The following is a 26,088-nucleotide window of genomic DNA, read 5'->3' on the forward strand; positions in this document are numbered from 1 at the left end:
GTGTCTGTCCCTCAGAAGCCGTTAGGTGCGCGAGTGTGCCAGTCAGTCACTTGCTGATAGCGGTGCGCGACGTTGAGCAGGCGGCCTTCCTGGAAGTACGGCGCCAGGAGTTGCACGCCCACCGGCAGACCGTCGACGAAACCGGCCGGCATCGAGAGGCCCGGCAGACCGGCCAGGTTGGCGGTGATGGTGTAGACGTCTTCCAGGTACGCGGCGACCGGATCGGCGTTCTTGGCGCCGATCTTCCAGGCCAGGTTCGGCGTGGTCGGGCCGAGGATCACGTCGACGCCTTCGAAGGCGGCCATGAAGTCGTTCTTGATCAGGCGACGGATCTTCTGGGCCTTCAGGTAGTAGGCGTCGTAGTAGCCGGCCGACAGGGCGTAGGTGCCGACCATGATCCGGCGCTGCACTTCGCTGCCGAAGCCTTCGCCGCGGGAACGCTTGTACAGGTCGGTGAGGTCTTTCGGGTTCTCGCAGCGGTAGCCGAAGCGCACGCCGTCGAAACGCGACAGGTTCGAGGACGCCTCGGCCGGGGCGATCACGTAGTACGCCGGGATGGCGTGCTGCATGTTCGGCAGGCTGATTTCCTTGACCACCGCGCCGAGCTTCTCCAGTTCCTTGACGCTGGCCTGGACCAGTTCGGCGATGCGTGGGTCGAGGCCGGCGCCGAAGTATTCCTTCGGCAGGCCGATGCGCAGGCCCTGCAGCGAGGCGTTCAGGCCGGCGCTGTAGTCCGGGACCGGCTCATCGATGCTGGTGGAGTCTTTCGGATCGAAACCGGCCATGCCTTGCAGCAGCAGGGCGCAGTCTTCGGCGGTGCGGGCCAGCGGGCCGCCTTGGTCGAGGCTCGACGCGTAGGCGATCATGCCCCAACGCGAGACGCGGCCGTAGGTCGGCTTGAGGCCGGTCAGGCTGGTCAGGGCCGCGGGCTGACGGATCGAACCGCCGGTGTCGGTGGCGGTGGCGGCCGGCAGCAGGCGGGCAGCCACGGCCGCAGCCGAACCACCGGAGGAACCGCCAGGCACGTGTTCCAAGCTCCACGGGTTCTTCACCGCGCCGTAGTGGCTGGATTCGTTGGCCGAACCCATGGCGAATTCGTCCATGTTGGTCTTGCCCAGGGTCACGGTACCGGCCTCGGCCAGCTTGCTGACCACGGTGGCGTCGTAGGGGGCCTTGAACGAGTCGAGCATCTTCGAGCCGCAACTGGTGCGGATGCCCTGGGTGCAGAACAGGTCTTTATGGGCGATCGGTGCGCCCAGCAGCGCCCCGTTCTCGCCGGCGGCGCGGCGGGCGTCGGCGGCACGGGCCTGGCTGATGGCCAGGTCGTCGGTGACACTGATGAAGCTGTTGATCTGTGGGTCGAGCTGATGGATGCGGGCCAGCAGCGCGCGGGTCAGCTCTTCGGAGGAAAAGGCTTTGTCGGCGAGTCCGCGAGCGATCTCGGCCAGGGTGAGTTGGTGCATGGCAGGCTCTATTCCCTTACTCGATGACTTTCGGAACCAGGTACAGGCCGCTGTCCGTCGCTGGGGCGATGGCCTGGTAGCTGTCTCGCTGGTTGCTTTCTGTTACAACGTCGGCGCGAAGGCGCTGGCTGGCTTCAAGAGGGTGAGCCAGAGGCTCGATACCGGTGGTGTCGACGGCCTGCATCTGGTCGACCAGTCCCAGAATACTGTTCAGGGCATCGGTAGTGCGTGGCAGATCGGCTTCGTTCAGGCCCAGTCGGGCCAGGTGAGCGATCTTTTCCACGTCGCAGCGTTCAAGCGCCATGGGGATCTCCTGGGGAAAGAAAACGGAATGGGTCCGCAATGAGGAACATGTAGGGGCACACGTGGTCATAAGGCCCGATCGTGTGCTGGCTTGCTCGGAAAAACTGCCAATTTAACATATTGGCGCCTTGCCCAAAATCCCCGCCGTTGTTAGAGTTTGCCGCACTTTTTTACCCACGCGTTGCCAGGGTCCCTTTCCCATGTTCAAGAAACTGCGTGGCATGTTTTCCAGCGATCTTTCCATCGACCTGGGCACTGCCAACACCCTTATTTACGTGCGTGAGCGCGGTATCGTCCTGAATGAGCCCTCGGTTGTGGCCATTCGTACCCACGGCAACCAGAAAAGTGTCGTCGCTGTCGGCACCGAAGCAAAGCGCATGCTGGGTCGTACTCCCGGCAACATTGCTGCCATTCGTCCGATGAAGGACGGCGTCATCGCCGACTTCAGCGTCTGCGAAAAGATGCTGCAGTACTTCATCAACAAGGTTCACGAAAACAGCTTCCTGCAACCCAGCCCTCGCGTGTTGATCTGCGTTCCGTGCAAATCGACCCAGGTCGAGCGTCGCGCCATCCGTGAATCGGCCCTCGGTGCCGGTGCCCGTGAAGTATTCCTGATCGAAGAGCCAATGGCCGCTGCCATCGGTGCCGGCCTGCCGGTCGAAGAAGCCCGTGGCTCGATGGTCGTCGATATCGGTGGTGGTACCACTGAAATCGCACTGATCTCCCTGAACGGTGTGGTTTACGCCGAGTCCGTTCGCGTTGGCGGCGACCGCTTCGACGAAGCCATCGTGACTTACGTGCGCCGCAACTACGGCAGCCTGATCGGCGAATCCACCGCCGAGCGTATCAAGCAGGAAATCGGTACCGCCTATCCGGGCGGCGAAGTGCGCGAAGTCGACGTCCGCGGCCGTAACCTGGCCGAAGGCGTACCACGTGCCTTCACCCTGAATTCCAACGAAGTGCTCGAAGCGCTGCAGGAATCCCTGGCGACTATCGTTCAGGCCGTGAAGAGCGCCCTGGAGCAATCGCCTCCGGAACTGGCGTCCGACATCGCCGAGCGTGGCCTGGTGCTGACCGGTGGTGGCGCTCTGCTTCGCGACCTGGACAAGCTGCTGGCCCAGGAAACCGGCCTGCCGGTGATCGTTGCCGAGGACCCGCTGACCTGTGTCGCCCGTGGCGGCGGTCGCGCCCTGGAAATGATGGACAAACACACCATGGACCTGCTCTCCAGCGAGTGATTCGCCGGATTGCAACCCTGTCGACCGGTTTACAGGTAGCGCTTGCAGTGCTACCTGTATTGCCGGCTGGCGTCCGTCTGGACGTCGCTTCCATCCATCCGCAATCCAGGCCGGTGCGTTGCCGTATGAATGACCTCCTGAACCGTCGTCAACGAGGAGCGGCTTATTAAACCGCTTTTCGCCAAAGGCCCGTCGCTGGGCGTACGCCTGCTCGTGCTGGTCGTGCTGTCGATCGCCTTGATGGTGGTCGATGCCCGCTTCCCCGTGCTCAAGCCCGTGCGCAGTCAAATGTCGCTGGTGCTGATGCAGTCCTACACCATCACCGATCTGCCGCAGCGTCTGTGGCAAGGCGTGGCCAGCCAGTTTGGCAGCCGCACCGAGCTGATCGCCGAGAACGAAAAACTCAAGACCGAAGCCCTGCTCCTACAAGGTCGCCTGCAAAAGCTGGCTGCCCTGACCGAGCAGAACGTGCGTCTGCGCGAGTTGCTCAACTCCTCGGCGCTCTTCAATGAAAAGGTCGAGGTCGCCGAACTGATCGGTATGGACCCGAACCCGTTCACCCATCGAATTCTGATCAACAAAGGCGAGCGCGACGGTGTCGTGCTCGGCCAGCCGGTGCTCGACGCCCGCGGCCTCATGGGCCAGGTGGTCGAGTTGATGCCGTACACCTCGCGGGTGCTGCTGCTGACCGACACCACCCACAGCATCCCGGTGCAGGTCAACCGCAACGGCCTGCGCGCGATTGCCAGCGGCACCGGCAACCCGGAACGCCTTGAACTGCGTCATGTCGCCGATACCGCCGACATCAAGGAAGGTGACCTGCTGGTGAGTTCCGGCCTGGGTCAGCGGTTCCCGGCCGGTTATCCGGTGGCGACGGTGAAGGAAGTGATCCACGACTCTGGGCAACCCTTCGCCATTGTTCGCGCGGTGCCGACCGCTGCCCTGAACCGCAGCCGTTACCTGCTGCTGGTGTTCAGCGACAGCCGTACCCCCGAAGAGCGAGCCAACGACGCAGCCCAGGCGCAGGCCCAGGACGCCGCCGGTCACACAGCGACTGACGCGGCACATGCTGCGCCGGCCACCACGCCTGCAACACCTGCCGCACCCGCCACCACGACCCCGGCTGCGCCCCATGCCCCGGCGGCCACACCTGCGGCCGCGCCAACGCCGGCTGCCGCTGCTGCGCCCGCAAGCCATGGCACGCCAACGACCCCCTCCCGGGAGAGACATTGATGGTCAGTACACACAGCAAGAATGGCTGGGTGGTCTGGTTGACCTTCCTGGTTGGCCTGCTGCTCAGCGTGTGGCCGATGCCGCCGTTCATGGATATCTTCCGTCCGCTGTGGCTGGCCCTGCTGCTGGCCTTCTGGACGTTGAACATGCCCACCAAGGTCGGCATGACCACCGCGTTTTTGCTCGGTCTGGCGGAGGACGTGCTGTACGGCACGTTGCTGGGGCAGAACGCCCTGGTCCTGACCCTCATCACCTTCCTGGTACTCAGCCTGCAACAGCGCTTGCGCATGTTCCCCATGTGGCAGCAGAGCCTGACCATCCTGGTGATCTTCGGCGTCGCCCAGCTAGTGCAATTGTGGCTCAGCGCCCTGACCGGCAATCGTCAGCCCACGCTGGCGCTGGTCTGGCCGGCAGTGACCAGTGCCTTGCTCTGGCCATGGATCAGCTTCGGTCTGCGCGGTCTGCGCAGCCGATTGAGTATCTACTGAAGCATCCTGCTTTTCGACGCTGACAGGGAGACGTCACGATGACCCCGCTGTACCTGGCCTCCGGTTCGCCGCGCCGCCGTGAGCTGCTGACTCAGATCGGCATTCCCTTCACCGTCGTCAGTGCCTCGATTGACGAAACCCCGCTGCCCGATGAGTCGGCAAGCGCTTATGTCGAGCGCCTGGCCCTCGGCAAGGCGGCTGCCGGCCTGGCCCTGCTGACCGCCAGCGGCACCCGCGAGCCTCTGGCCGTACTCGGTGCCGATACCGCCGTGGTTCTCGACGGCAGGATTCTTGGCAAGCCCGTCGACCGCGAAGATGCCCTGGCCATCCTGGCCTCGCTTTCCGGACGTGAGCATCAGGTGCTGACTGCCGTCGCGGTGAGCGATGGTCAGCGCAGCGAGAGCCTGTGCGTCACCAGTCGCGTTACCTTCGGGCCGATCAGCGCAGAGCAGGCGCATGCCTACTGGAGCAGCGGCGAGCCGCGGGACAAGGCCGGCGCCTACGCGATCCAGGGCCTCGGCGCGGTATTCGTGCAGAACCTTCAGGGCAGCTACTCGGGTGTGGTCGGGCTTCCAGTCGCCGAAACCGCCGAATTGCTCGCCCGTTTCGGCATTCCCTGCTGGCAGGGCTTGCCGACAGCAGAATGAGGAAGCACTGAGACCGTTTATTGCTCGCCAGTCTCCGTCGGGCAATCCATCATTACCTCAAAGAACTTTGACGAGAGCCTGCCATGAGTGAAGAGATTCTGATCAACATCACACCGATGGAATCACGCGTGGCGGTGGTGGAAAACGGCGTTCTCCAAGAGGTGCATGTCGAGCGCACCCAGCGCCGCGGCATCGTTGGCAATATCTACAAGGGCAAGGTGGTACGGGTGCTGCCGGGCATGCAGGCGGCCTTCGTCGATATCGGTCTGGACCGCGCGGCCTTTATCCATGCCTCGGAAATCTCCCTGCGCGAAGGCACCACAGTCGAAAGCATCAGCGCCCTGGTGCATGAGGGGCAAAGCCTGGTGGTGCAGGTGACCAAGGACCCCATCGGGTCAAAGGGCGCCCGCCTGACTACCCAGTTGTCGATTCCTTCCCGCTATCTGGTCTACATGCCGCGCACCAAGCACGTCGGCATTTCCCTGAAGATCGAAGACGAAGCTGAGCGCGACCGCCTGAAGAAGGTGGTCAGCGACTGTGTCGCCCAGGAAAACATCCAGGACTCCGGCGGCTTCATCCTGCGCACTGCGGCGGAAGGCGCCGGGGCAGACGAGATTCTCATGGACATCCGCTACCTGCGGCGCCTGTGGGATCAGATTGGCGCGCAGATCAAGACCGTGGGCGCGCCTACCGAAATCTACGAAGACCTGGGGCTGGCGCTGCGCACCCTGCGCGACCTGGTGAATCCGAAGATCGAGAAGATCCGCATCGATTCCCGGGAAACCTTCCAGAAAACCACGCAGTTCGTCGGCGAATTGATGCCGGAAATCGCTGATCGTCTGGAGCATTACCCTGGGGAGCGGCCGATTTTCGACCTGTACGGCGTCGAAGATGAAATCCAGCGCGCCCTTGAGCGCAAGGTGCCGCTCAAGTCCGGCGGCTATCTGGTGATCGACCCGGCCGAGGCCATGACCACCATCGATGTGAACACCGGCGCCTTCGTCGGCCATCGCAATCTCGAAGAAACCATCTTCAAGACCAACCTCGAAGCTGCCACCGCAATCGCTCGGCAACTGCGCCTGCGCAATATAGGCGGGATCATCATCATCGACTTCATCGACATGGAAGACGAAGAGCATCAGCGCCAGGTGCTACGCACCCTGGAAAAGCAGCTCGAACGCGACCATGCGAAAACCAACATCATCGGCCTCACCGAGCTGGGCCTGGTGCAGATGACCCGCAAACGCACCCGTGAAAGTCTCGAACAGGTGCTGTGCGAGCCGTGCAGCAGTTGCCAGGGCCGCGGCAAGCTCAAGACGCCGGAGACTATCTGTTACGAGATTTTCCGGGAAATTCTTCGCGAGGCGCGGGCCTACCAGGCCGAAGGCTATAGAGTGCTCGCCAACCAAAAGGTGGTGGACCGCCTGCTGGACGAAGAATCGGGGAATGTCGCCGAACTCGAAGCCTTTATCGGGCGAACCATTCGTTTCCAGGTGGAGTCCATGTATTCCCAGGAACAATACGATGTGGTGCTGCTCTGACTCGCTCTGATTTCACGCTGGTTTCTTTTGTGCTGGCAAACCCGGTACGTCGGGCCATAGTTATGGGACGACTCGGGGGGCCACTGGCATGGAGCGTCTGATCCGCGTTCTTGCTGCACTGACCCGCTGGGGCCTGGGTGCCTGTGCGTTGCTGGCGGTGCTGGTTGCACTCTATGTCAGCCTCGGCCGCGAGCTGATTCCGCTGGTTGCCGAATACCGCAGTGAAGCCGAGGGCAAGGCCGAGGCCGCCCTCGGCATGCCCGTGCACATTGGCGCGCTGGAAGGGCGCTGGAGTGGTCTGGCGCCGATTCTGGTGGTGCATGACGTCCAAGTGGGTGAGGGCAACTCGGCCCTGCGTCTGGATGCAGTGAAGGTGGTGCCCGACCTGTGGTCCAGCCTGACCCGGCGTGAGTTGCGCCTTGCCCGTGTCGAACTCGGCGGCCTGCAACTGAACCTGCATGAAAACGAAGACGGTCGCTGGTCGCTCAAGGGCCTGCCGGTCCAGGACGACGCGCCGCTCGACGTCGAGCAACTGCTGCAGCGCATGCAGATGGTCTCGAAAATCTCGGTGCTCGACAGCCAGGTAACGCTGGAACCCATCGATCACGACCCCATGACCCTGACCTATGTCGGCCTCAGCCTGCAGACCGGCAGTGTGCGCCAACGTCTTGATGCCCGCATGACCTTGCCGGATGGTCAGCCGATGGCGCTGCGTCTGGATAGCCGCGTCCGTCCGGCGAAATGGCGCGAAGGTGAAGTCGATGCCTACCTGAGCCTGCCGCAGAGCGACTGGGCCAAGTGGTTGCCGGCCCGCCTGCTCGGCCAGTGGCAGGCGCCCGAAGTGCGTGCCGGTGGTGAGCTGTGGATCGGCTGGGGCAAAGGGCAGTTGCAGAGCGCAACGCTGCGCCTGAACGCCCCTCAAGTGCGCGCGGCTTACGCAGAACGCAAGCCGGTCACCGTGGAAAACCTGGCACTCAATGCCTGGCTGCGCCGCAGCGAACAAGGCGTGAAGGTGACCGTCGATTCCCTGGCCATGAACCTCGGCAAGACGCGTTGGGAATCCCATCTGCAAATCAACCAGACCGCCGCGGGTGCGGACGGTGAGTTGTGGGAAATCCAGGCCGACCGTCTTGACCTCACTCCACTCACGCCAGTGATTCAGGCCCTCGGCCCGTTGCCGGCCGCCGGCATGGCGGTGGTCGACGGGCTGAAAGTGACGGGTGGCCTGCGCAATGTTCGCCTGGAAGTCCGCCCTGAAGCCGAGGGCGATCGCCGCTTCAGCTTCGCCGCAAACCTCGACCGCGTCGGCTTCGACGCCTACCACGGCGCGCCGGCGGCGGGGAATGTCAGCGGCAGCATCAGTGGTGACCTCGGCCACGGCGAACTGCGCCTGGATACCGATAAATTCATGCTGCATCTGGTGCCGATCTTCGCCGACCCCTGGCACTACCTCAAAGCCAATGCCCTGCTGACCTGGAAGCTCGACAAGGAAAGCTTCACCCTGATCGCGCCCTATCTCAAGGTGCTCGGCGAAGAAGGCAAGATTGCTGGCGATTTCCTGATTCGGCTGTTTTTCGAAGAAGCCAGTGAAGACTACATGGACTTGCGGGTCGGTCTGGTCGATGGCGACGGTCGCTACACGCCCAAATACCTGCCGGAAGTCCTCAGCCCGTCGGTGGACCACTGGCTGCGCACGGCGATCCTCAAGGGCGCCGTGGACGAAGGCTATTTCCAGTACCAAGGCTCGTTGAGCCACGGTGCGCCTGACCATTCGCGCAATATCAGCCTGTTCTTCAAGGTGCGCGACGCCACCCTGGACTTCCAGCCCGGCTGGCCGCAGGTCAGCAAGGTGGACGGTGATGTGTTCATCGATGACCACGGTGTGCGGATCAAGGCCAGCGCCGGACAACTGCTCGACACCCGGGTGAGCAATGTCGTGGTCGACATCCCCCATGTGGCGGAGGGTGAACACAGCCACCTGTACCTGGATGGCGATTTCGACGGCGGCCTGGGCGATGGCGTGAAGATTCTCCAGGAGGCGCCTATCGGCACCGGCGCGACGTTCGCCGGCTGGGAAGGCGAGGGTGACCTGAAAGGCTCCGTCAAACTCGACATTCCGCTGACCCACGATGTGGCGCCGAAGGTGGTCGTGGACTTCCGCACCGATAAAGCCCGCCTGAAACTTGCCGAGCCAGCCCTTGAACTGACCCAGCTCAAGGGTGATTTCCGCTTCGACCTGGACGCCGGCTTGAGCGGCAAGAACATCACCGCCAAGGCGTTCGACAAGCCGATCACCGCGCAGATTTTCGCCGAGGGCAAGCCCGGGCAACTGCAGACCCGTATCACCGCCAAGGGGCAGATTGCCCTGAAGTCGCTGACCGACTGGCTGAAGTTCAGCCAGCCTCTGCCGCTTTCCGGTGAGTTGCCCTATCAGTTGCAGGTGTCGCTGGGCAGTCGCGATAACCTGTTGAGCGTCGATTCGAACCTCAAGGGCCTGACCATCGACCTGCCAGCGCCGTTCGGCAAGGCCGCCAACGACACCCGTGACAGCCAGTTCCGCATGACCCTGCAAGGCCCGGAGCAGCGCTTTGATGCGACCTACACCGATCTGGCCAACATGGTCTACGCGGCGCCTGCCGGGAAACTGGACCAGGGGCGCGGCGAGTTGGCGCTGGGGGCCGGTAACAGCCAGTTGCCGACTGCTCAGGGACTGCGGATCAAAGGCACGGTCAGTGAAGTGGATGTCGAGGCCTGGCAAAAGCAACTGGCCAGCCTGGCCGGCGATGATCCGGGCACCAGTGCGCGGCAGTTTCTGCGGGGTGTGGACCTGAGCATCGGCAAGCTCAAGGTCTATAGCTTCGATCTCAACCAGGCCGTGGTGCGCCTGGACCGCAACAGCGACAACTGGGCGCTGCGCCTGGACAGCAAGGAAGTCATCGGCAATGCGCGGGTTCCCGATGCCAAGGCCGCGCCGATCGCCGTCAACCTGCAAACCCTGCACTTGCCTGCCGCCGACCCGGCCGAAGAGACCGCGCCGGATGCCCCGGACCCGCTGGCAACAGTGGACCCGCGCAAGATCCCGGCCCTGGATCTGAGCATCGCCAAGCTGTTCCGGGGTGACGATCTGCTGGGCAGTTGGTCGCTCAAGCTGCGCCCCACCAGCAAAGGCGTGGCAATCAACGATCTCGATCTGAACCTCAAGGGCCTGATGGTCGATGGTTCTGCGGGCTGGGAAGGCGTCCCGGGCGCCAGCAGCAGTTGGTACAAAGGCCGCCTGGAAGGTGCCGACCTGGGCGATGTGCTCAAGGCCTGGGACTTTGCCCCAACGGTCACCAGCCGCGACTTCCATATGGATGTCGACGGGCGCTGGCAAGGTTCGCCGGCCTGGGTCAGCCTCAAGCGGTTCTCCGGCAGCATGGATGCGAGCCTGCGTAACGGCCAGTTCGTCGAAGTCGATGCCAGTGCCCAGGCGCTGCGGGTGTTTGGTTTGCTCAACTTCAACTCGATCGGCCGGCGTTTGCGCCTGGACTTCTCCGACCTGCTCGGCAAGGGGCTGAGCTATGACCGGGTCAAGGGTGTGCTGGTGGCCAGCGAAGGCGTGTACGTCACCCGCAGCCCCATTGCCATGACCGGCCCGTCCAGCAACTTCGAGCTGGAGGGCACGCTGGATATGGTTCGCGACCGCATTGATGCCAACCTCATGGTGACCCTGCCGGTGACCAACAATCTGCCGCTGGCCGCGTTGATCGTCGGGGCGCCGGCCATTGGTGGCGCGCTGTTTCTGGTGGATCGGTTGCTGGGTGACCGGGTCGCGCGTTATGCCAGCGTCCACTATCGGGTCGAAGGTCCGGTGAAAGAGCCTAAAATGACCTTCGTCAAACCCTTTGAAAAATCCAATTAAGGCCCGGACATGACCTTCGCCGTCATTCAGATGATCAGTCAGGACGATATCGCCGCCAACTTGGCCCGCGCTCGCGCTCTGTTGGAACAGGCCGCTGCCGGTGGTGCGCGGCTCGCGGTGCTGCCGGAAAACTTCGCCGCCATGGGCCGCCGCGACAGCGCGGCGATCGGCCGGGCCGAAGCGCGGGGCGAAGGACCGATCCTGCCGTGGTTGAAACAGACCGCCCGCGACCTCAGGTTATGGGTTGTGGCGGGCACCTTGCCGCTGCCGCCCGTCGACCAGCCCGAGGCCAAAGCCCATGCCTGCTCCCTGCTGGTGGACGAGCACGGCGAGCTGGTTGCCCGCTACGACAAGCTTCATCTGTTCGATGTGGATGTGGCCGACAACCGTGGCCGCTATCGTGAGTCGGACGACTACGCCCATGGCGCGCACGTGGTGGTGACAGATACGCCGGTCGGCAAAGTGGGCCTGAGCGTTTGTTACGACCTGCGTTTTCCCGAGCTTTACAGCGCGCTGCGCGAGGCGGGTGCGGAACTGATTACTGCGCCGGCGGCGTTCACCGCGGTTACCGGCGCGGCGCACTGGGAAGTGCTGATCCGGGCGCGAGCGATCGAAACCCAGTGTTATGTGCTGGCCGCCGCCCAGGGAGGCGTCCATCCAGGCCCGCGTGAAACCCACGGACAGGCGGCGATCGTCGATCCTTGGGGGCGAATCCTCGCCGAACAGGCCCGCGGTGAAGCGGTGCTGCTGGCGACACGCGACAGTATTGAACAAGCGTCCATCAGGGCGCGGATGCCGGTGGCCTCGCACCGGCGCTTTTTCTCGCGGGACGCAGTGCGGCCCGCGTACCTCTCGGAGTGACTATGAGCGAGTTGTTAACACGCGTCAGCGAGCAACTGCTGGCCCCCGGCGACCTGACCCTCGACAGCCTGCAATCGGTGCTGGGCGAGTTGGCCGGGCCAGGTATCGACGCCGCCGACCTGTACTTCCAGGGCCAGATTTCGGAGTCCTGGGCGCTGGAAGACGGCATCGTCAAGGAAGGCAGCTTCAACCTCGACCAGGGTGTGGGCGTACGTGCTCAGTCCGGGGAGAAAACCGGTTTTGCCTACAGCAACGCAATCAATCTTGAAGCCCTGACCTCCGCCGCCCGCGCCGCTCGCTCGATTTCCCGGGCCGGGCAGAATGGCACGGTCCAGGCCTTCAAGAGCCAAGACGTCACCGCGCTCTACGCGCCGGACAATCCGCTCGAAGTAATGAGCCGGGCAGAGAAAGTCGAGCTGCTCAAGCGCGTCGACGCCGCCACGCGTGCGCTGGACCCGCGTATTCAACAGGTCAGCGTGAGTATGGCCGGGGTCTGGGAGCGCATCCTGATCGCCGCCGCTGACGGCAGCCTCGCTGCGGACATTCGCCCGTTGGTGCGTTTCAACGTCAGCGTCATCGTCGAACAGAATGGTCGTCGCGAGCGCGGTGGCCACGGTGGTGGCGGTCGCACCGATTACCGCTATTTCACCGACGATCGGGTCATGGGCTTCGCCCGCGAAGCGCTGCGCCAGGCGCTGGTCAATCTGGAAGCCGTCCCGGCGCCAGCAGGCACCTTGCCTGTGGTGCTGGGCTCGGGCTGGTCCGGCGTGCTGCTGCACGAAGCGGTCGGCCATGGCCTGGAAGGCGACTTCAACCGCAAGGGCAGCTCGGCCTACAGCGGCCGGCTGGGCGAGATGGTCGCGTCGAGCCTCTGCACCATCGTTGACGACGGCACCCTGGAAGGGCGCCGCGGTTCGCTGAGCGTCGATGACGAAGGCGTCCCGACCGAATGCACCACGCTGATCGAGAACGGCAAGCTGGTCGGCTACATGCAGGACAAGCTCAACGCCCGTCTGATGGGCATGGCAGTGACCGGCAACGGCCGGCGCGAATCCTACGCCCATCTGCCGATGCCGCGCATGACCAACACCTACATGCGCGCCGGCGAGAGTGACCCGGCGGAGATCATCGCTTCGGTCAAGCGCGGCCTGTACTGCGCCAACCTCGGCGGTGGCCAGGTGGATATCACCAGTGGCAAGTTCGTGTTCTCCACCAGCGAGGCCTACCTGATCGAAGACGGCAAGATCACCACGCCGGTCAAGGGGGCGACGCTGATCGGCAACGGGCCGGAAGCGATGAGCCGGGTGTCGATGGTCGGCACCGACCTGTCGTTGGACAGTGGCGTAGGAACGTGTGGGAAAGATGGTCAGTCGGTGCCGGTTGGCGTGGGCCAGCCGACCCTGAAGATCGATGCGATCACCGTGGGTGGCACGGGGGCATAAAGATGAAACCGGGCGGGCAGGGCGCCTGCCCGGTGGCGGAACTCAGCGCAGGCCGCGCTGAACTTCGTCGAGTTCGCGAATGTACTTGAAGATCTTGCGCGAGGCGGATGGCGCCTTGTTCGTCTTCTGCTCGTGCTGGGCCTGGCGGATGAACGAACGCAGTTGCTGGCGATCGGCTTCCGGGAACTCCTGGACGAATTTTTCCAGGACCTCGTCGGTGCCCTCGATCAGCCGGTCACGCCAGCGCTCGAGGTTGTGGAAGCGCTCGTTGTACTGGCGGGTGGAGGCGTCGAGCTGCTCAAGCAGTGCGTTGATGGCATCGATGTCCTGGTCACGCATCAGCTTGCCGATGAACGACCGGTGGCGCCTCTTGGCCTCGTTTGCCGTGTGCTTCTTGTGCTCTTCGAGAGCCCTGCGCAATTCATCGGTCAAAGGCAGTTTGGCCAGGGTGTCGGGCTTGAGCGTGGTGAGGCGCTCGCCCATATCGACCAGCGCCTGCATCTCGCGCTTGATCTGGGTTTTGCTTTTTTCGCCTTCGTCGAAGGCATCGTAAGAATCAACCATGGGGGGCAGTCCGCTGAGAAACGCCGCCATGATAACCAGTCGGGGGCCGCTTGTCCGGCCCGGTCGCTCGATGACCCTCGCCGAACGCCGTATTTGAGTGGAGAAAACCATGAGTGCAGTCCAGAGCGTAGGTCCGCAAGCCCTGCCGGCCTTGCAGGAGCAGGTCGAGCAGATCATCGCCGAAGCGAAGCGCCAGGGCGCCAGTGCCTGTGAAGTGGCGGTATCGCTGGAGCAGGGGCTATCGACCTCGGTACGTCAGCGTGAAGTGGAAACGGTGGAATTCAACCGTGACCAGGGTTTCGGCATCACCCTCTACGTCGGCCAGCGCAAAGGCTCGGCCAGCACCTCGGCCAGCGGCAGCGAGGCGATTCGCGAGACGGTCGCCGCAGCCTTGGCCATCGCCAAACACACTTCTGAAGATGATTGCTCGGGGCTGGCCGATCCGGCGCTGATGGCCCGCGATCTCCAGGACTTCGACCTCTATCACGCCTGGGATATCACCCCCGAGCAGGCCATCGAAAAGGCGCTGGCCTGCGAGGCCGCCGCCTTCGACGCCGATGCGCGAATCAAGAACGCTGATGGCACCACCCTCAATACCCATCAGGGTTGCCGGGTCTACGGCAACAGCCACGGTTTCATCGGCGGTTACGCCTCGACCCGCCACAGCCTGAGTTGCGTGATGATCGCCGAAGGCGACGGGCAGATGCAGCGTGACTACTGGTACGACGTCAATCGCCAGGGCGAATTGCTCGCCGATCCACGCAGCATCGGTCAGCGTGCGGCCCAGCGCGCGGCCAGCCGCCTGGGTGCGCGACCGGTACCGACTTGCGAAGTGCCGGTGCTGTTCTCCGCAGAACTGGCCGGTGGTCTGTTCGGCAGCTTCCTCTCGGCGATTTCTGGCGGCAACCTTTACCGCAAGTCGTCGTTCCTCGAAGGTACCCTCGGCCAGCAGTTGTTCCCGAGCTGGTTGACCCTCGACGAGCGTCCGCACCTGCCTCGCGCACTGGGCAGCGCCGCGTTCGACGGTGACGGCCTGGCGACCTACGCCAAACCGTTCGTCGAAAATGGCCAGTTGGTTTCCTACGTGCTCGGCACCTATTCAGGTCGCAAACTGGGCCTGCCCAGCACCGCCAACGCGGGCGGCGTGCACAACCTGTTCGTCACCCACGGCGTCGAGGACCAGGCCGCCCTGATCCGCCGCATGGGTCGCGGGTTGCTGGTAACCGAGTTGATGGGGCATGGCCTGAACATGGTGACCGGTGATTATTCCCGTGGTGCAGCGGGTTACTGGGTGGAAAACGGCGAGATTCAGTTCGCCGTTCAAGAGGTGACGATCGCCGGCAATATGAAAGACATGTTCCAGCAGATTGTCGCCATCGGCAATGATCTTGAAACCCGTAGCAACATCCACACCGGCTCGATTCTGATCGAGCGCATGACTGTCGCGGGAAGCTGATTTTACTCACACGGTCTGTTCACCAACGGTGATTCTGAAAGCCCGGCCTCTGCGCCGGGTTTTTTGTTTCTGCAGAAACGCGCTTGAACTGATTCTATTTATCAATTAATAATGAATATCATTACGATGGTGATGATATTCATGAAATCCGTCCTCCACGAATTGCCCTACCTCGAAAACTGGCGCTGGCTGAGCCGGCGTATCCGCTGTGCGCTCGAGCCCGACGAGCCGCGCGTGATCGAACACTATCTGGCTGAAGGTCGCTATCTGGTCTGTTGTACCGATACCTCGGCTTGGACCGTGGCCCTCACTTCTTTCCGTCTTCTGCTCGATACCGCCTGCGACCGCATGTTGCCGTGGCATTGGCGCTGCCTGTGTCTCGACCAGGCGTGGCGACCGCTGCTGCAACTGCGCAAGCTCGATGGCGGCGAGCACGGCCAGCGTTGGCAGCCGCTGGCCCTGCAACTGGCGAATTGCACGCTGTTGCCTTCGATTTCTTCCGCTGAACTGATGCAAGGACTTGATGATGAGTAATACCCGTATCGAGCGTGACAGCATGGGTGAACTGCAGGTGCCGGCCGAGGCCCTGTACGGCGCCCAGACCCAGCGCGCGGTCAACAACTTCCCGATCAGCCAGCAACGCATGCCGGCGCAGTTCATTCGCGCACTACTGCTGGCCAAGGCCGCGGCAGCCAAGGCCAACATCCAGCTCGAGCAAGTGAGCCGGGAGCAGGGCGAGGCGATCGTCGCGGCGGTCGAGCAATTGCTCGCCGACGACTTCATGCAGCACTTCCCGGTGGATGTGTTCCAGACCGGTTCCGGCACCAGCTCCAACATGAACGCCAACGAAGTGATCGCGACCATCGCCAGCCGCGTGCTGGGCGACACGGTCAACCCGAACGATCACGTCAACTGCGGCCAGAGCAGCAACGACATCATCCCGACCACCATCCACGTCAGTGCCGCGCTGGCGTTGCACGAGCAACTGCTGCCGGCGCTGAACCATCTGGTCAAGGTAATCGAGGCCAAGGCCGAGCAGGTTCATCCGTTCGTCAAGACCGGCCGTACTCACCTGATGGACGCCATGCCGGTGCGCATGAGCCAGGTGCTCGGCGGCTGGGCGCAGCAGATCAAGGCCAGCATCGGCCATCTGCAGGATGTTTTGCCGAGCCTGCAGGCCCTGGCGCAAGGCGGTACGGCTGTCGGCACCGGGATCAACGCGCACCCCGAGTTCTCCGGCCTGTTCGCCAAGCAACTGAGCGGCTTGACCCAGGTCGAGTTCGTGTCAGGTGAAAACCTGTTCGCCCTGATCGGCTCCCAGGACACCGCGGTGGCGGCGTCCGGTCAGCTCAAGGTCACTGCGGTGGCGCTGATGAAGATCGCCAACGACCTGCGCTGGATGAACTCCGGTCCGCTGGCCGGCCTCGGCGAGATCGAGCTGGAAGGTCTGCAGCCGGGCTCTTCGATCATGCCGGGCAAGGTCAATCCGGTGATTCCGGAAGCCACGGCGATGGTCGCCGCCCAGGTCATCGGCAACGACGCCACCATCGCTGTTGCCGGTCAGTCCGGCAACTTCGAGCTGAACGTGATGCTGCCGGTCATTGCCCTGAACCTGCTCAGCAGCATCGAGCTGATGGCCAATGCCAGCCGCCTGCTGGCTGACAAGGCGATCGCCACCTTCAAGGTCAACGAGCCCAAGCTCAAGGAAGCGCTGTCGCGCAACCCGATCCTGGTCACCGCGCTGAACCCGATCATCGGTTACCAGAAGGCCGCTGAAATCGCCAAGACCGCTTACAAACAAGGGCGTCCGGTCATTGACGTCGCGCTGGAACATACCGAGCTGTCGCGTACCCAGTTGGAAGTCCTGCTGGATCCGGAAAAGCTCACCGCCGGCGGCATCTGACGCCGTTCACTGCTTTGGAGGTTTGCCATGCAGCATTGGAAACGCACCACGGAAATCGCCAACCGCCTGTTCAATCAGGGCGATCTGGTCGATGCCCGCGAGCTGTACTTGCAGGCCCTGGCCCTGGCCCAGGTGCTCTTCGAACGCTGGCATGACGCCGACGAAGCAGTGGCCGCCTGTGTGATCTCGCATCACAACCTGGCAGACCTTCATCTGCGTCTGAAGCAGCCGCAGGAAAGCGCCGAGTATCTCTGTGCGATCCATCAGCGGCTGCTGGGCGCCAGCCAGGACATGCGCCTGTCGCAGAGCCTGCGCGAAGCTGCCCTGCGCCAGAGCGGAAAGACCTACACCGAACTGCTGAGTTTCATCAGCGAATACGGCCAGTATCCGCGCACCGAGCGCCTGCTTTATCGGCAGGAACCGCAGCCCGGCGTGCTGGCTGGTCAGGACCCCGTGACCCCACGAGCCTTCCAACAAGGAATTCACTAAATGCCTTACACCTTGCCTGCATTGCCTTACGCCTACGATGCGCTGGAACCGCACATCGACACCCAGACCATGCAGATCCACCACACCAAGCACCATCAGACCTACATCAACAACCTCAACGCCGCGGTTGATGGCACGGAGTGGGCTGAGTGGCCGGTGGAAAAACTGGTGGCTGCGGTCAAGCAACTGCCGCAAAACCTGCAGGCGGCGGTCATCAACCAGGGTGGCGGGCATGCCAACCATTCGCTGTTCTGGACGGTGATGTCGCCGACCGGTGGCGGCGTGCCACAAGACAGCGTGGCCAAGGCCATCGATGAGCAGCTAGGTGGTTTTGATGCCTTCAAGGATGCGTTCACCAAGGCGGCGCTGACCCGCTTCGGCAGCGGCTGGGCGTGGTTGAGCGTGACCCCCGAGAAGAAACTGGTCGTGGAAAGCAGCGGCAACCAGGACAGCCCGCTGATGAACGGCAATACGCCGATCCTCGGCCTGGACGTCTGGGAGCACGCCTACTACCTGCTGTACCAGAACCGTCGTCCGGAATACATCAACGCCTTTTACAACGTGGTCGACTGGGCCGAAGTTGAACGGCGTTACGTTGCTGCCCTGGCGTGAGTGACAGACGGATGCGTTCGGATGTCTTGTCCATAGGCAGTGTGCGCTTGTTCCGTCTGGCACTGGGTACCTTGCTGCTGTTGGTCGGCACGGCGTTGCTGGTCGTCAAAGGCATTGCCTGGCTCGATCTGGAGCCGCGCATGTTGCGGGCGCTGGAAGGCGGAGCGCTGTGTGCATTGGGCACGGCGCTTGGCGCGGTACCGGTGCTGGTGATTCGCAATATGCCCGTGGCGCTGGCCGATACCCTTCTGGGGTTCGGTGCTGGCGTCATGCTGGCTGCCACAGCGTTCTCGCTGATCATTCCGGGGCTCGACGCTGCTCAGGCGGTAGGCTTCGGCAAGTGGGGCGCGGGTGGTCTGATCAGTTTCGGGCTGCTGTTCGGCGCGTTGTGCCTGTACCTCGTTGATCTCAAGGTTTCCGGGGTCTCGCCTGATGCGCTGGTTGCGTCGAGTACTCAGCCGGTGGTGCCTGCGCGGATCTGGGTGTTCGTGATCGCGATCATTGCCCACAACATTCCGGAAGGCATGGCCATCGGCGTTTCTGCTGGCGGCGGCATGCCGGATGCGGACAGCCTGGCGATGGGCATTGCCCTGCAGGACGTGCCGGAAGGCCTGGTGATTGCGTTGGTGCTGGCGGGAGCCGGGATGGCGCGATTCAAGGCGTTCCTGATCGGTGCGGCATCCGGGCTGGTGGAGCCGGCGGCGGCACTGTTGTGCGCCTGGCTGGTGAAAGTGGCTGAACTGCTGCTACCGCTGGGCCTGGCCTTTGCGGCCGGGGCCATGTTGTTGGTAGTGACCCAGGAGATCATTCCCGAGTCACGGGCCAACGGGCATCATCGCCTGGCCAGTCTGGGGCTGTGTATCGGCTTCTGCCTGATGATGGTGATGGATACCGCGCTGTCCTGACAGCGCGGTTTACTCGCCTTCGTCGAACCGGTTGTTGATCAACTCGATCAGCGCGCCCAGCGCCGTTTCGCCATCTTCCCCTTCGGTGAGCAAATGCACCTTGGTGCCTTTGCCCGCCGCCAGCATCATGACCGCCATGATGCTCTTGCCATCGACCAGCTTGTCGGGGGCGCGCCCAATCTTCACGGTTGAGGAATACTTGCCCGCCACGCCAACGAACTTGGCTGCTGCACGGGCATGCAGCCCCAGCTTGTTGATGATCTCGATTTCGGTTGCGGGCATCGCGGGAGGGATCCTGTGGACTAGAGGTCGCGGTGGCGGACCTGAACGTTCTTCAATATGGGTTGCAGCAACTGCCCCAGTCGTTCGGTCAGGTAGACCGAGCGATGGTGGCCGCCAGTGCAGCCAATGGCAATGGTGACATAGGCGCGATTGCTGGCGGCGAAGCGGGGCAGCCATTTGAGCAGGTAGGAGGAGATGTCCTGAAACATTTCCTCCACATCCGGCTGCGCAGCCAGATAGTCGATGACTGGCTGATCCTGCCCGGAGTGCTCGCGCAGTTCGGGTTTCCAATAAGGGTTCGGCAGGCAGCGAACGTCGAACACCACGTCGGCATCGACCGGCATGCCGCGCTTGAAGCCAAAGGACTCGACCAGGAACGCGGTGCCCGGCTCAGGTTGGTTGAGCAGGCGAAGCTTGATCGAGTCACGCAGTTGATAGAGGTTGAGGCTGGTGGTGTCGATCTTCAGGTCGGCGAGATCGGCAATCGGGCTCAGCAACTCGCTTTCGACCCGGATTGCCTCGGCCAGCGAGCGGTCCTGGTTGGTCAGCGGGTGGCGTCGACGGGTCTCCGAAAAACGCTTGAGCAGGGTTTCTTCATCGGCGTCGAGATACAGCACATCGCACTGGATATGGCGCGCACGCGCGTCGTCCAGCAGTTCCGGAAAGCGTGTCAGGTGGCTCGGCAGGTTGCGCGCGTCGATGGACACCGCGACTCGCGGCTGCAGCAATTCGGTATTGATCAGGGCGCTTTCCGCCAACTGCGGAAGCAGGCCGGCGGGGAGGTTGTCGATGCAGTAGAAGCCGTTGTCCTCAAGAACGTCGAGGGCGGTGCTCTTGCCCGAGCCGGATCGGCCGCTGACGATGACGAGGCGCATGCTCAGGGCTCGTTCTGCACGTCCAGGACGACCTGGTACAGGGCGGTACTGCTGTTGGCCGCACGAAGCCGGTCGCGGACATCCTTGCGATCGAGCATGCTGGCAATCTGGCGCAACAGTTCAAGGTGGGCGTCGGTGGCAGCCTCGGGCACCAGCAGAACGAACAGCAGGTCTACCGGGGCGCCATCGATGGCGTCGAAATCTATGGGGGCATCCAGGTGAAGCAATGCGCTGACAGGGCTTGCACAGCCCTTGAGGCGGCAATGGGGAATGGCGATGCCATTGCCAAATCCTGTCGACCCGAGTTTTTCTCGGGCAATCAGGGCTTCATAAACGGTCTGGCCGTCCAGATCAGGAACTTCTTTCCCGATCAGGTTGCCGATCTGTTCAAGTGCGCGCTTTTTACTGCCACCCGGCACGTTCACGAGGGAACGGCCGGGGGTCAGGATGGATTCAAGTCGGATCATGGATGAGGGGGATCAGCGTGCAGCCGTACCTTGCAGCAGGCTTTGCTGTTTTTCCTTGTGTTTTTTCAGTTGACGGTCGAGCTTGTCGGCCAAGGAGTCGATCGCGGCATACATGTCTGCATCTTCGGCGTTTGCTACCACTTCACCACCGGGAATCTGCAGGGTGGCCTCCACTTTCTGCTGGAGTTTCTCGACCTTCATGATCACCTGCACATTGGTGATCTTGTCGAAATGACTTGCTACACGCTTGAGCTTCTGCTCGACATAGTCGCGCAGCGGCGGAGTGACTTCTACATGATGTCCACTGATGTTGACTTGCATACTGCTTCTCCTTTGTTGCCGTGCATAAAGAGGCAGGTGTTGCGCCTGCCACTGAATTGCGATGGCACACCTCAGGGAAGGTCACATCAATCGCTTGCGCTCACTCGACGGTGCGATGCCGAGGGATTCGCGGTACTTGGCGACGGTGCGACGTGCTACCTGGATGCCTTGTGCCTCCAGTAAACCAGCGATCTTGCTGTCACTCAATGGCTTTTTCTGATTTTCCGCGGCAACCAGTTTTTTGATGATTGCGCGGATCGCTGTGGACGAGCATTCACCGCCTTCGGAGGTGCTGACGTGGCTGGAGAAAAAGTACTTCAGCTCATAGATTCCGCGGGGCGTGTGCATGTATTTCTGCGTGGTGACCCGGGAAATCGTCGATTCGTGCATGCCCACTGCTTCAGCGATGTCGTGCAGTACCAGCGGTTTCATCGCCTCGTCGCCATGGTCGAGGAAGCCGCGCTGGTGTTCGACGATCTGGGTCGCCACCTTCATCAGCGTCTCGTTGCGGCTTTGCAGGCTTTTGATGAACCAGCGGGCTTCTTGCAGCTGGTTGCGCATGAAGGTGTTGTCGGCGCTGGTGTCGGCGCGGCGTACGAAGCCGGCATATTGCGGGTTGACCCTCAGGCGCGGTACCGCTTCCTGGTTCAGCTCCACCAGCCAGCGATCGCTGTCCTTGCGCACGATCACGTCGGGAACCACGTATTCGGGTTCGCTCGACTCGATCTGCGAGCCAGGGCGTGGATTCAGGCTCTGGACCAGTTCGATCACCTGGCGCAGCTCGTCTTCCTTGAGCTTCATGCGGCGCATCAACTGGCTGTAGTCGCGGCTGCCGAGCAGGTCGATGTAATCGCTGACCAGCCGCTTGGCCTCGGCCATCCACGGTGTGTTGGCGGGCAGTTGGCGCAATTGCAGCAACAGGCATTCGCCCAGGTTGCGTGCGCCGATACCGGCGGGTTCGAACTGCTGGATGCGGTGCAGGACGGCTTCGATCTCGTCCAGTTCGATATCCAGTTCAGGGTCGAAGGATTCGCAGACTTCTTCCAGCGTCTCGTCGAGGTAGCCCTGGTTGTTGATGCAGTCGATCAGGGTTACAGCGATCAGTCGGTCGGTGTCCGACATCGGTGCCAGGTTCAACTGCCAGAGCAGGTGGCTTTGCAGGCTCTCGCCGGCCGATGTGCGGGTGGTGAAGTCCCACTCGTCATCGTCGTTGCTGGGCAGGCTGCTGGCGCTGGTCTGGTAGATGTCTTCCCAGGCGGTATCGACCGGAAGTTCGTTGGGGATGCGCTCGTTCCATTCGCCTTCTTCGAGGTTTTCCACAGTCGGCGCGGATTGCTCGAAGCTGCTCTCCTGGGACTCGGCAACAGGCTTGGACTCGGCGTTGTCGGCCATCGGGTCGCTGTTGTCGAAGTCTTCGCCTTCTTCCTGGCGCTCGAGCATCGGGTTGGACTCCAGGGCTTCCTGGATTTCCTGCTGCAGATCCAGTGTGGAGAGCTGGAGCAAACGGATAGCCTGTTGCAACTGCGGGGTCATCGTCAGTTGCTGGCCCATTCTTAGGACGAGCGATGGTTTCATGGCTGGGGCTTAACACCTTATTCGCCGGCGCGCATGCGCCATCAACTACAGGGGCGCGCGGGCGCCAATTCTAAGCAAGATATATGCCTGAAACTGTAGCGTTTGCCTAGAGCGCTGTAACAATTAAGCCGCAATCGTGGCTGAATCGCAGCGCTCGGACCACTCCGATACGCGAGCCTACAGACGGAACTCGTGGCCCAGGTACACCTCTTTGACGAGCTGGTTGGCCAGGATGGTTTCCGAGTCGCCTTCGGCGATCAGTTGGCCATCGTTGACGATGTAAGCGGTTTCACAGATATCCAGCGTTTCACGGACGTTGTGGTCAGTGATCAGAACGCCAATGCCCTTGGCTTTCAGGTGGTGGATGATCTGCTTGATGTCGCCGACCGAGATCGGGTCGACACCGGCGAAGGGTTCATCGAGCAGGATGAACTTCGGTGCGGTAGCCAGGGCGCGGGCGATTTCCACGCGACGACGCTCGCCGCCGGACAGGCTCATGCCGAGGTTGTCGCGGATGTGGCTTATGTGGAATTCCTGCAGCAGGCTTTCCAGCTCCTTGCGGCGCCCTTCGCGATCCAGTTCCTTGCGGGTCTCCAGGATCGCCATGATGTTGTCGGCCACCGACAGCTTGCGGAAGATCGAGGCTTCCTGGGGCAGGTAGCCGATGCCGGCGCGTGCGCGGCCGTGCATTGGCTGGTGGCTGACGTCCAGATCGTCGATCAGCACGCGGCCCTGATCGGCCTGGACCAGGCCGACGATCATGTAGAAACAGGTGGTCTTGCCGGCGCCGTTAGGGCCGAGCAGGCCGACGATCTGTCCGCTGTCGATCGACAGGCTGACGTCACGCACGACTTGTCGGCTCTTGTAGCTCTTGGCCAGGTGCTGGGCTTTAAGGGTTGCCATTACTCGGCCTTCTTCTTCGGCTGGATCACCATGTCGATACGCGGACGTGGCGTCGAAACCTTGCCGCCGCGACCGGCGGTGGCGACCTGGGTCTTGGTGTTGTAGACGATCTTCTCGCCTTCGGTCGTGTTGCCCGCGTTGACGACCTTGGCCTGGTCAGTCAGCACTACCAGGTCTTTTTGTGCCTGGTACTGGATCTGCTTGGCGTAGCCTTGCATCTTGTCCGGCTTGGCGGCGTCCTGCTGCTGTTCGAAATAGGCCAGGGTGCCCACCGACGTCACCACATCGATGTCGCCGTTTGGCGCACGAGTCAGGGTCACGGTGTTGCCTTTGATCATCATCGAACCTTGAGTGATGATCACGTCACCACGGTAGGTGGCGATACCTTGCTTGTCGTCCAGTTGGGCGTCGTCGGCCTGGATGCGAATGGGTTGATCGCGGTCGTTAGGCAGGGCCCAGACACTCGCGCTTCCCAGTGCTGCGCTCAGGCTGAGCAAAAAGGGGAGGGTTTTAACGAGCCTCATACTGTCCTCTTACGTTGGACAGCAGGTCCATCCTGCCGTCTTTCAAATACGCTTTCATTCCCTTGCCCGTAGTCACGCCACCGGCGCCGTCGATTCTAACGTCTTGCTCGGTTTGCGCATATTGCTTCTGCGGGAATACCGTCATGCGGCTGGAGGTAATGATGGTTGTGCGGTTCTGGTCGTCGGTGCGGGCAACCCGAACCGAGTCGATCAATTCGACTTCGGTGCCGTCCGGGTTGACCTCGCCACGAGCACTCTGCACATGCCATGGGTAGGCCGTGCCGCGATACATCTGCAGGTCGGGCGTGGTCAGCAAAGTGACCTCGCTGGCCTTGAGGTGCTCGACCTTGTCTGCGGTCATTTCGTATTGCCGCTTGCCGTCAGGCAGGTACTGCACGCTGTGGGCGTTGATCGCATAGTAGTCGATAGCGCTTTCGTCGACCTGGGCAACGGGCTGGTCGAGGAAGCTCTCCGGGCCGATATTCCAGTAGCCGACCGCTGCGAGCAGCGCGGCCATCACGCTGAACAGCGCGATATTGCGGATTTTCTTGCTGAACATGGCTGGCTCTACAGGTAATGGGCGTTTGCCGCTTCCAGGTTGCCCTGGGCTTGCAGGATCAGTTCGCAGAATTCGCGAGCCGCACCTTCACCGCCGCGGGCCTGGGTAACGCCGTGGGCGTGTTCGCGCACGAATGCGGCGGCATTGGCGACCGCCATGCCCAGGCCGACGCGGCGAATCACCGGCAGGTCGGGCAGATCGTCGCCCAAGTAGGCGACCTCTTCATAGCTTAGGCCGAGCTGGCCGAGAAGTTCGTCCAGCACCACCAGTTTGTCCTCGCGGCCCTGATACAGGTGCGGGATGCCGAGGTTCTTCGCGCGGCGTTCGACCACCGGGGTCTTGCGGCCGCTGATGATCGCGGTGGTCACGCCCGAGTTCATCAGCATCTTGATGCCTTGACCGTCGAGGGTATTGAAGGTCTTGAATTCGCTGCCGTCTTCGAGGAAGTACAGGCGACCATCAGTCAGTACGCCATCCACGTCGAAAACGGCCAGCTTGATGGCCTTGCCACGTTGCAACAGGGTATTCATCACATCACTCCGGCGCGCAGCAGGTCGTGCATGTTCAGGGCTCCGACCGGACGGTCGGCCTTGTCGACCACTACCAGCGCGCTGATCTTGTGGTCTTCCATGATCTTCAGGGCCTCGGCGGCGAGCATGTCGGCGCGGGCGGTCTTGCCGTGGACGGTCATGACCTCTTCGATCAGGGTCTTGTGTACGTCTATATTGCGATCCAGGCTGCGGCGCAGGTCGCCGTCAGTGAAGATTCCGGCCAGGCTGCCATCCGCTTCGGTCACGACGGTCATGCCCAAACCTTTGCGGGACATTTCAAGGAGCGCGTCCTTGAGCAGCGTGCCGCGTTGAACCTCAGGCAGTTCGTCGCCGGCGTGCATCACGTTCTCGACCTTGAGCAGCAGGCGGCGACCCAGCGCGCCACCCGGATGGGAGAAGGCGAAGTCTTCGGCGGTGAAACCGCGGGCCTCGAGCAGGGCGATGGCCAGGGCGTCGCCCAGCACCAGCGCCGCGGTGGTCGAGGAGGTTGGCGCCAGGTTGAGTGGGCAGGCTTCCTGGGCGACGCGGGCGTCGAGGTTGACCTCGGCGGCCTTGGCCAATGGCGATTCAGGGTTGCCGGTGAGGCTGATGAGCTTGATGCCCAGGCGCTTGATCAACGGCAACAGGGTAACGATTTCGGCGGTGGAGCCGGAATTGGACAGCGCCAGGATGATGTCGTCCCGGGTGATCATGCCCATGTCGCCGTGGCTCGCCTCGGCGGGGTGGACGAAAAATGCCGTGGTCCCGGTACTGGCCAGGGTCGCGGCAATCTTGTTGCCGATGTGGCCGGATTTGCCCATGCCCACCACCACAACGCGGCCCTTGCTCCCCAGGATCAGTTCGCAAGCCTTCACGAAGTCGGCGTCGATATGGGCCAGCAGGCCTTCTACCGCTTCGATTTCGTAGCGGATGGTGCGCTGTGCGGATTGGATCAGGTCGGTGGATTGGCTCATGTCGGAAATCGGGTTGCCTGATGAAAAGGCCG

27 protein-coding genes are annotated in these 26,088 nt (G+C 62.5%); 14 read left to right on the forward strand and 13 right to left on the reverse strand.

Annotated elements, in window-relative coordinates; all coding sequences use genetic code 11:
- Nucleotides 1–11: 11 nt before the first annotated feature.
- Both gatA and gatC read right to left on the reverse strand, forming a co-directional pair.
- On the reverse strand, nt 12–1,463 hold the full coding sequence (gene gatA, locus NTD82_RS10155) for an Asp-tRNA(Asn)/Glu-tRNA(Gln) amidotransferase subunit GatA (protein WP_262128669.1): 1,452 nt from the start codon (nt 1,461–1,463) through the stop codon (nt 12–14).
- 16 nt (nt 1,464–1,479) lie between these two features.
- Entirely contained in the window at nt 1,480–1,767 is a 288-nt protein-coding gene (gene gatC, locus NTD82_RS10160) for an Asp-tRNA(Asn)/Glu-tRNA(Gln) amidotransferase subunit GatC (protein ID WP_095159590.1), read from the reverse strand.
- Nucleotides 1,768–1,966: 199 nt separating this feature from the next.
- On the opposite strand from gatC, the gene mreB reads away from it, so the two are divergent.
- The 8 genes from mreB (at nt 1,967) to tldD (ending at nt 13,117) form a co-directional block, all read left to right on the forward strand.
- Nucleotides 1,967–3,004, forward strand: coding sequence for a rod shape-determining protein MreB (gene mreB / locus NTD82_RS10165; protein ID WP_008371426.1), 1,038 nt, complete (start codon nt 1,967–1,969; stop codon nt 3,002–3,004).
- Nucleotides 3,005–3,169: 165 nt separating this feature from the next.
- The gene (mreC, locus tag NTD82_RS10170; RefSeq protein ID WP_095159591.1) at nt 3,170–4,237 is read left to right on the forward strand and encodes a rod shape-determining protein MreC; all 1,068 of its coding nucleotides are present in this window, start codon (nt 3,170–3,172) and stop codon (nt 4,235–4,237) included.
- On the forward strand, nt 4,237–4,725 hold the full coding sequence (mreD, locus tag NTD82_RS10175; protein WP_262128670.1) for a rod shape-determining protein MreD: 489 nt from the start codon (nt 4,237–4,239) through the stop codon (nt 4,723–4,725). The genes mreC and mreD overlap by 1 nt, the downstream gene beginning before the upstream one ends.
- A gap of 38 nt (nt 4,726–4,763) precedes the next feature.
- Entirely contained in the window at nt 4,764–5,372 is a 609-nt protein-coding gene (locus tag NTD82_RS10180) for a Maf family protein (RefSeq protein ID WP_095159593.1), read from the forward strand.
- Nucleotides 5,373–5,455: 83 nt separating this feature from the next.
- On the forward strand, nt 5,456–6,913 hold the full coding sequence (gene rng, locus NTD82_RS10185; RefSeq protein WP_095159594.1) for a ribonuclease G: 1,458 nt from the start codon (nt 5,456–5,458) through the stop codon (nt 6,911–6,913).
- 88 nt (nt 6,914–7,001) lie between these two features.
- Nucleotides 7,002–10,814 (forward strand): YhdP family protein, encoded by a 3,813-nt coding sequence (locus NTD82_RS10190; RefSeq protein WP_262128671.1) that lies wholly within the window; start codon nt 7,002–7,004, stop codon nt 10,812–10,814.
- Nucleotides 10,815–10,823: 9 nt separating this feature from the next.
- Entirely contained in the window at nt 10,824–11,675 is an 852-nt protein-coding gene (locus NTD82_RS10195) for a carbon-nitrogen hydrolase family protein (RefSeq protein WP_262128672.1), read from the forward strand.
- A gap of 2 nt (nt 11,676–11,677) precedes the next feature.
- Complete coding sequence (tldD, locus tag NTD82_RS10200; RefSeq protein WP_262128673.1) at nt 11,678–13,117, forward strand: metalloprotease TldD; 1,440 nt, start codon at nt 11,678–11,680, stop codon at nt 13,115–13,117.
- A 42-nt stretch (nt 13,118–13,159) separates the two neighbouring features.
- Here the strand turns inward: tldD and yjgA are convergent, their stop codons facing one another.
- On the reverse strand, nt 13,160–13,681 hold the full coding sequence (gene yjgA / locus NTD82_RS10205) for a ribosome biogenesis factor YjgA (RefSeq protein ID WP_095159598.1): 522 nt from the start codon (nt 13,679–13,681) through the stop codon (nt 13,160–13,162).
- A 109-nt stretch (nt 13,682–13,790) separates the two neighbouring features.
- On the opposite strand from yjgA, the gene pmbA reads away from it, so the two are divergent.
- The 6 genes from pmbA (at nt 13,791) to NTD82_RS10235 (ending at nt 19,046) form a co-directional block, all read left to right on the forward strand.
- Complete coding sequence (gene pmbA, locus NTD82_RS10210; protein ID WP_262128674.1) at nt 13,791–15,137, forward strand: metalloprotease PmbA; 1,347 nt, start codon at nt 13,791–13,793, stop codon at nt 15,135–15,137.
- A gap of 132 nt (nt 15,138–15,269) precedes the next feature.
- A complete protein-coding gene (locus tag NTD82_RS10215) occupies nt 15,270–15,671 on the forward strand; it encodes a FagA protein (protein WP_095159625.1) in 402 nt (133 codons plus the stop codon).
- Nucleotides 15,664–17,040 carry a class II fumarate hydratase gene (locus NTD82_RS10220; RefSeq protein ID WP_262128675.1) on the forward strand — a complete coding sequence of 459 codons (1,377 nt, stop codon included), beginning with the start codon at nt 15,664–15,666 and terminating at the stop codon, nt 17,038–17,040. The genes NTD82_RS10215 and NTD82_RS10220 overlap by 8 nt, the downstream gene beginning before the upstream one ends.
- Nucleotides 17,041–17,067: 27 nt before the next feature.
- Nucleotides 17,068–17,529, forward strand: a complete 462-nt coding sequence (locus tag NTD82_RS10225; protein ID WP_095159601.1) for a tetratricopeptide repeat protein — start codon at nt 17,068–17,070, stop codon at nt 17,527–17,529.
- The gene (locus tag NTD82_RS10230; RefSeq protein ID WP_095159602.1) at nt 17,530–18,141 is read left to right on the forward strand and encodes a superoxide dismutase; all 612 of its coding nucleotides are present in this window, start codon (nt 17,530–17,532) and stop codon (nt 18,139–18,141) included.
- Between the two features lie 11 nt (nt 18,142–18,152).
- Entirely contained in the window at nt 18,153–19,046 is an 894-nt protein-coding gene (locus NTD82_RS10235) for a ZIP family metal transporter (protein ID WP_095159603.1), read from the forward strand.
- A gap of 9 nt (nt 19,047–19,055) precedes the next feature.
- Here the strand turns inward: NTD82_RS10235 and NTD82_RS10240 are convergent, their stop codons facing one another.
- The 10 genes from NTD82_RS10240 to NTD82_RS10285 all read right to left on the reverse strand — a co-directional run bounded on the left by NTD82_RS10240 (nt 19,056) and on the right by NTD82_RS10285 (nt 26,056).
- On the reverse strand, nt 19,056–19,328 hold the full coding sequence (locus NTD82_RS10240) for an HPr family phosphocarrier protein (protein WP_095159604.1): 273 nt from the start codon (nt 19,326–19,328) through the stop codon (nt 19,056–19,058).
- 20 nt (nt 19,329–19,348) lie between these two features.
- Nucleotides 19,349–20,203: an RNase adapter RapZ gene (gene rapZ / locus NTD82_RS10245; protein ID WP_262128676.1), complete on the reverse strand. Its 855-nt coding sequence runs from the start codon at nt 20,201–20,203 to the stop codon at nt 19,349–19,351.
- Between the two features lie 2 nt (nt 20,204–20,205).
- Nucleotides 20,206–20,670: a PTS IIA-like nitrogen regulatory protein PtsN gene (gene ptsN / locus NTD82_RS10250; RefSeq protein WP_095159606.1), complete on the reverse strand. Its 465-nt coding sequence runs from the start codon at nt 20,668–20,670 to the stop codon at nt 20,206–20,208.
- A 12-nt stretch (nt 20,671–20,682) separates the two neighbouring features.
- On the reverse strand, nt 20,683–20,991 hold the full coding sequence (gene hpf, locus NTD82_RS10255; RefSeq protein ID WP_095159607.1) for a ribosome hibernation-promoting factor, HPF/YfiA family: 309 nt from the start codon (nt 20,989–20,991) through the stop codon (nt 20,683–20,685).
- Nucleotides 20,992–21,072: 81 nt separating this feature from the next.
- On the reverse strand, nt 21,073–22,566 hold the full coding sequence (locus NTD82_RS10260; protein WP_095159608.1) for an RNA polymerase factor sigma-54: 1,494 nt from the start codon (nt 22,564–22,566) through the stop codon (nt 21,073–21,075).
- Nucleotides 22,567–22,743: 177 nt separating this feature from the next.
- The gene (gene lptB, locus NTD82_RS10265) at nt 22,744–23,469 is read right to left on the reverse strand and encodes an LPS export ABC transporter ATP-binding protein (RefSeq protein ID WP_095159609.1); all 726 of its coding nucleotides are present in this window, start codon (nt 23,467–23,469) and stop codon (nt 22,744–22,746) included.
- Nucleotides 23,469–23,993 (reverse strand): lipopolysaccharide transport periplasmic protein LptA, encoded by a 525-nt coding sequence (lptA, locus tag NTD82_RS10270; RefSeq protein WP_095159610.1) that lies wholly within the window; start codon nt 23,991–23,993, stop codon nt 23,469–23,471. Before lptA ends, lptB begins: the two co-directional genes overlap by 1 nt.
- Nucleotides 23,980–24,552 (reverse strand): LPS export ABC transporter periplasmic protein LptC, encoded by a 573-nt coding sequence (gene lptC / locus NTD82_RS10275; RefSeq protein ID WP_262128677.1) that lies wholly within the window; start codon nt 24,550–24,552, stop codon nt 23,980–23,982. Before lptC ends, lptA begins: the two co-directional genes overlap by 14 nt.
- An 8-nt stretch (nt 24,553–24,560) precedes the next feature.
- A complete protein-coding gene (locus NTD82_RS10280) occupies nt 24,561–25,082 on the reverse strand; it encodes a KdsC family phosphatase (protein WP_177454494.1) in 522 nt (173 codons plus the stop codon).
- On the reverse strand, nt 25,082–26,056 hold the full coding sequence (locus NTD82_RS10285; RefSeq protein ID WP_095159613.1) for a KpsF/GutQ family sugar-phosphate isomerase: 975 nt from the start codon (nt 26,054–26,056) through the stop codon (nt 25,082–25,084). The genes NTD82_RS10280 and NTD82_RS10285 overlap by 1 nt, the downstream gene beginning before the upstream one ends.
- Nucleotides 26,057–26,088: the final 32 nt, after the last annotated feature.

The sequence above is a fragment of the Pseudomonas sp. 5P_5.1_Bac1 genome (genome assembly GCF_025466015.1).
Taxonomy (GTDB): domain Bacteria; phylum Pseudomonadota; class Gammaproteobacteria; order Pseudomonadales; family Pseudomonadaceae; genus Aquipseudomonas.

Bases quoted from the DNA above. Each gene is read 5' to 3' on its own strand.
- gatC (WP_095159590.1), bottom strand. From the start codon at position 1,767: ATGGCGCTTGAACGCTGCGACGTGGAAAAGATCGCTCACCTGGCCCGA.
- mreB (WP_008371426.1), top strand. From the start codon at position 1,967: ATGTTCAAGAAACTGCGTGGCATGTTTTCCAGCGATCTTTCCATCGAC.
- NTD82_RS10195 (WP_262128672.1), top strand. From the start codon at position 10,824: ATGACCTTCGCCGTCATTCAGATGATCAGTCAGGACGATATCGCCGCC.
- NTD82_RS10240 (WP_095159604.1), bottom strand. From the start codon at position 19,328: ATGCCCGCAACCGAAATCGAGATCATCAACAAGCTGGGGCTGCATGCC.
- NTD82_RS10235 (WP_095159603.1), top strand. From the start codon at position 18,153: ATGCGTTCGGATGTCTTGTCCATAGGCAGTGTGCGCTTGTTCCGTCTG.
- gatA (WP_262128669.1), bottom strand. From the start codon at position 1,463: ATGCACCAACTCACCCTGGCCGAGATCGCTCGCGGACTCGCCGACAAA.
- NTD82_RS10260 (WP_095159608.1), bottom strand. From the start codon at position 22,566: ATGAAACCATCGCTCGTCCTAAGAATGGGCCAGCAACTGACGATGACC.
- NTD82_RS10280 (WP_177454494.1), bottom strand. From the start codon at position 25,082: ATGAATACCCTGTTGCAACGTGGCAAGGCCATCAAGCTGGCCGTTTTC.
- NTD82_RS10285 (WP_095159613.1), bottom strand. From the start codon at position 26,056: ATGAGCCAATCCACCGACCTGATCCAATCCGCACAGCGCACCATCCGC.
- NTD82_RS10230 (WP_095159602.1), top strand. From the start codon at position 17,530: ATGCCTTACACCTTGCCTGCATTGCCTTACGCCTACGATGCGCTGGAA.
- mreD (WP_262128670.1), top strand. From the start codon at position 4,237: ATGGTCAGTACACACAGCAAGAATGGCTGGGTGGTCTGGTTGACCTTC.
- NTD82_RS10225 (WP_095159601.1), top strand. From the start codon at position 17,068: ATGCAGCATTGGAAACGCACCACGGAAATCGCCAACCGCCTGTTCAAT.
- lptC (WP_262128677.1), bottom strand. From the start codon at position 24,552: ATGTTCAGCAAGAAAATCCGCAATATCGCGCTGTTCAGCGTGATGGCC.
- lptB (WP_095159609.1), bottom strand. From the start codon at position 23,469: ATGGCAACCCTTAAAGCCCAGCACCTGGCCAAGAGCTACAAGAGCCGA.
- ptsN (WP_095159606.1), bottom strand. From the start codon at position 20,670: ATGATCCGACTTGAATCCATCCTGACCCCCGGCCGTTCCCTCGTGAAC.
- hpf (WP_095159607.1), bottom strand. From the start codon at position 20,991: ATGCAAGTCAACATCAGTGGACATCATGTAGAAGTCACTCCGCCGCTG.
- rapZ (WP_262128676.1), bottom strand. From the start codon at position 20,203: ATGCGCCTCGTCATCGTCAGCGGCCGATCCGGCTCGGGCAAGAGCACC.
- NTD82_RS10180 (WP_095159593.1), top strand. From the start codon at position 4,764: ATGACCCCGCTGTACCTGGCCTCCGGTTCGCCGCGCCGCCGTGAGCTG.
- yjgA (WP_095159598.1), bottom strand. From the start codon at position 13,681: ATGGTTGATTCTTACGATGCCTTCGACGAAGGCGAAAAAAGCAAAACC.
- rng (WP_095159594.1), top strand. From the start codon at position 5,456: ATGAGTGAAGAGATTCTGATCAACATCACACCGATGGAATCACGCGTG.
- tldD (WP_262128673.1), top strand. From the start codon at position 11,678: ATGAGCGAGTTGTTAACACGCGTCAGCGAGCAACTGCTGGCCCCCGGC.
- NTD82_RS10220 (WP_262128675.1), top strand. From the start codon at position 15,664: ATGAGTAATACCCGTATCGAGCGTGACAGCATGGGTGAACTGCAGGTG.
- NTD82_RS10190 (WP_262128671.1), top strand. From the start codon at position 7,002: ATGGAGCGTCTGATCCGCGTTCTTGCTGCACTGACCCGCTGGGGCCTG.
- NTD82_RS10215 (WP_095159625.1), top strand. From the start codon at position 15,270: ATGATATTCATGAAATCCGTCCTCCACGAATTGCCCTACCTCGAAAAC.
- lptA (WP_095159610.1), bottom strand. From the start codon at position 23,993: ATGAGGCTCGTTAAAACCCTCCCCTTTTTGCTCAGCCTGAGCGCAGCA.
- pmbA (WP_262128674.1), top strand. From the start codon at position 13,791: ATGAGTGCAGTCCAGAGCGTAGGTCCGCAAGCCCTGCCGGCCTTGCAG.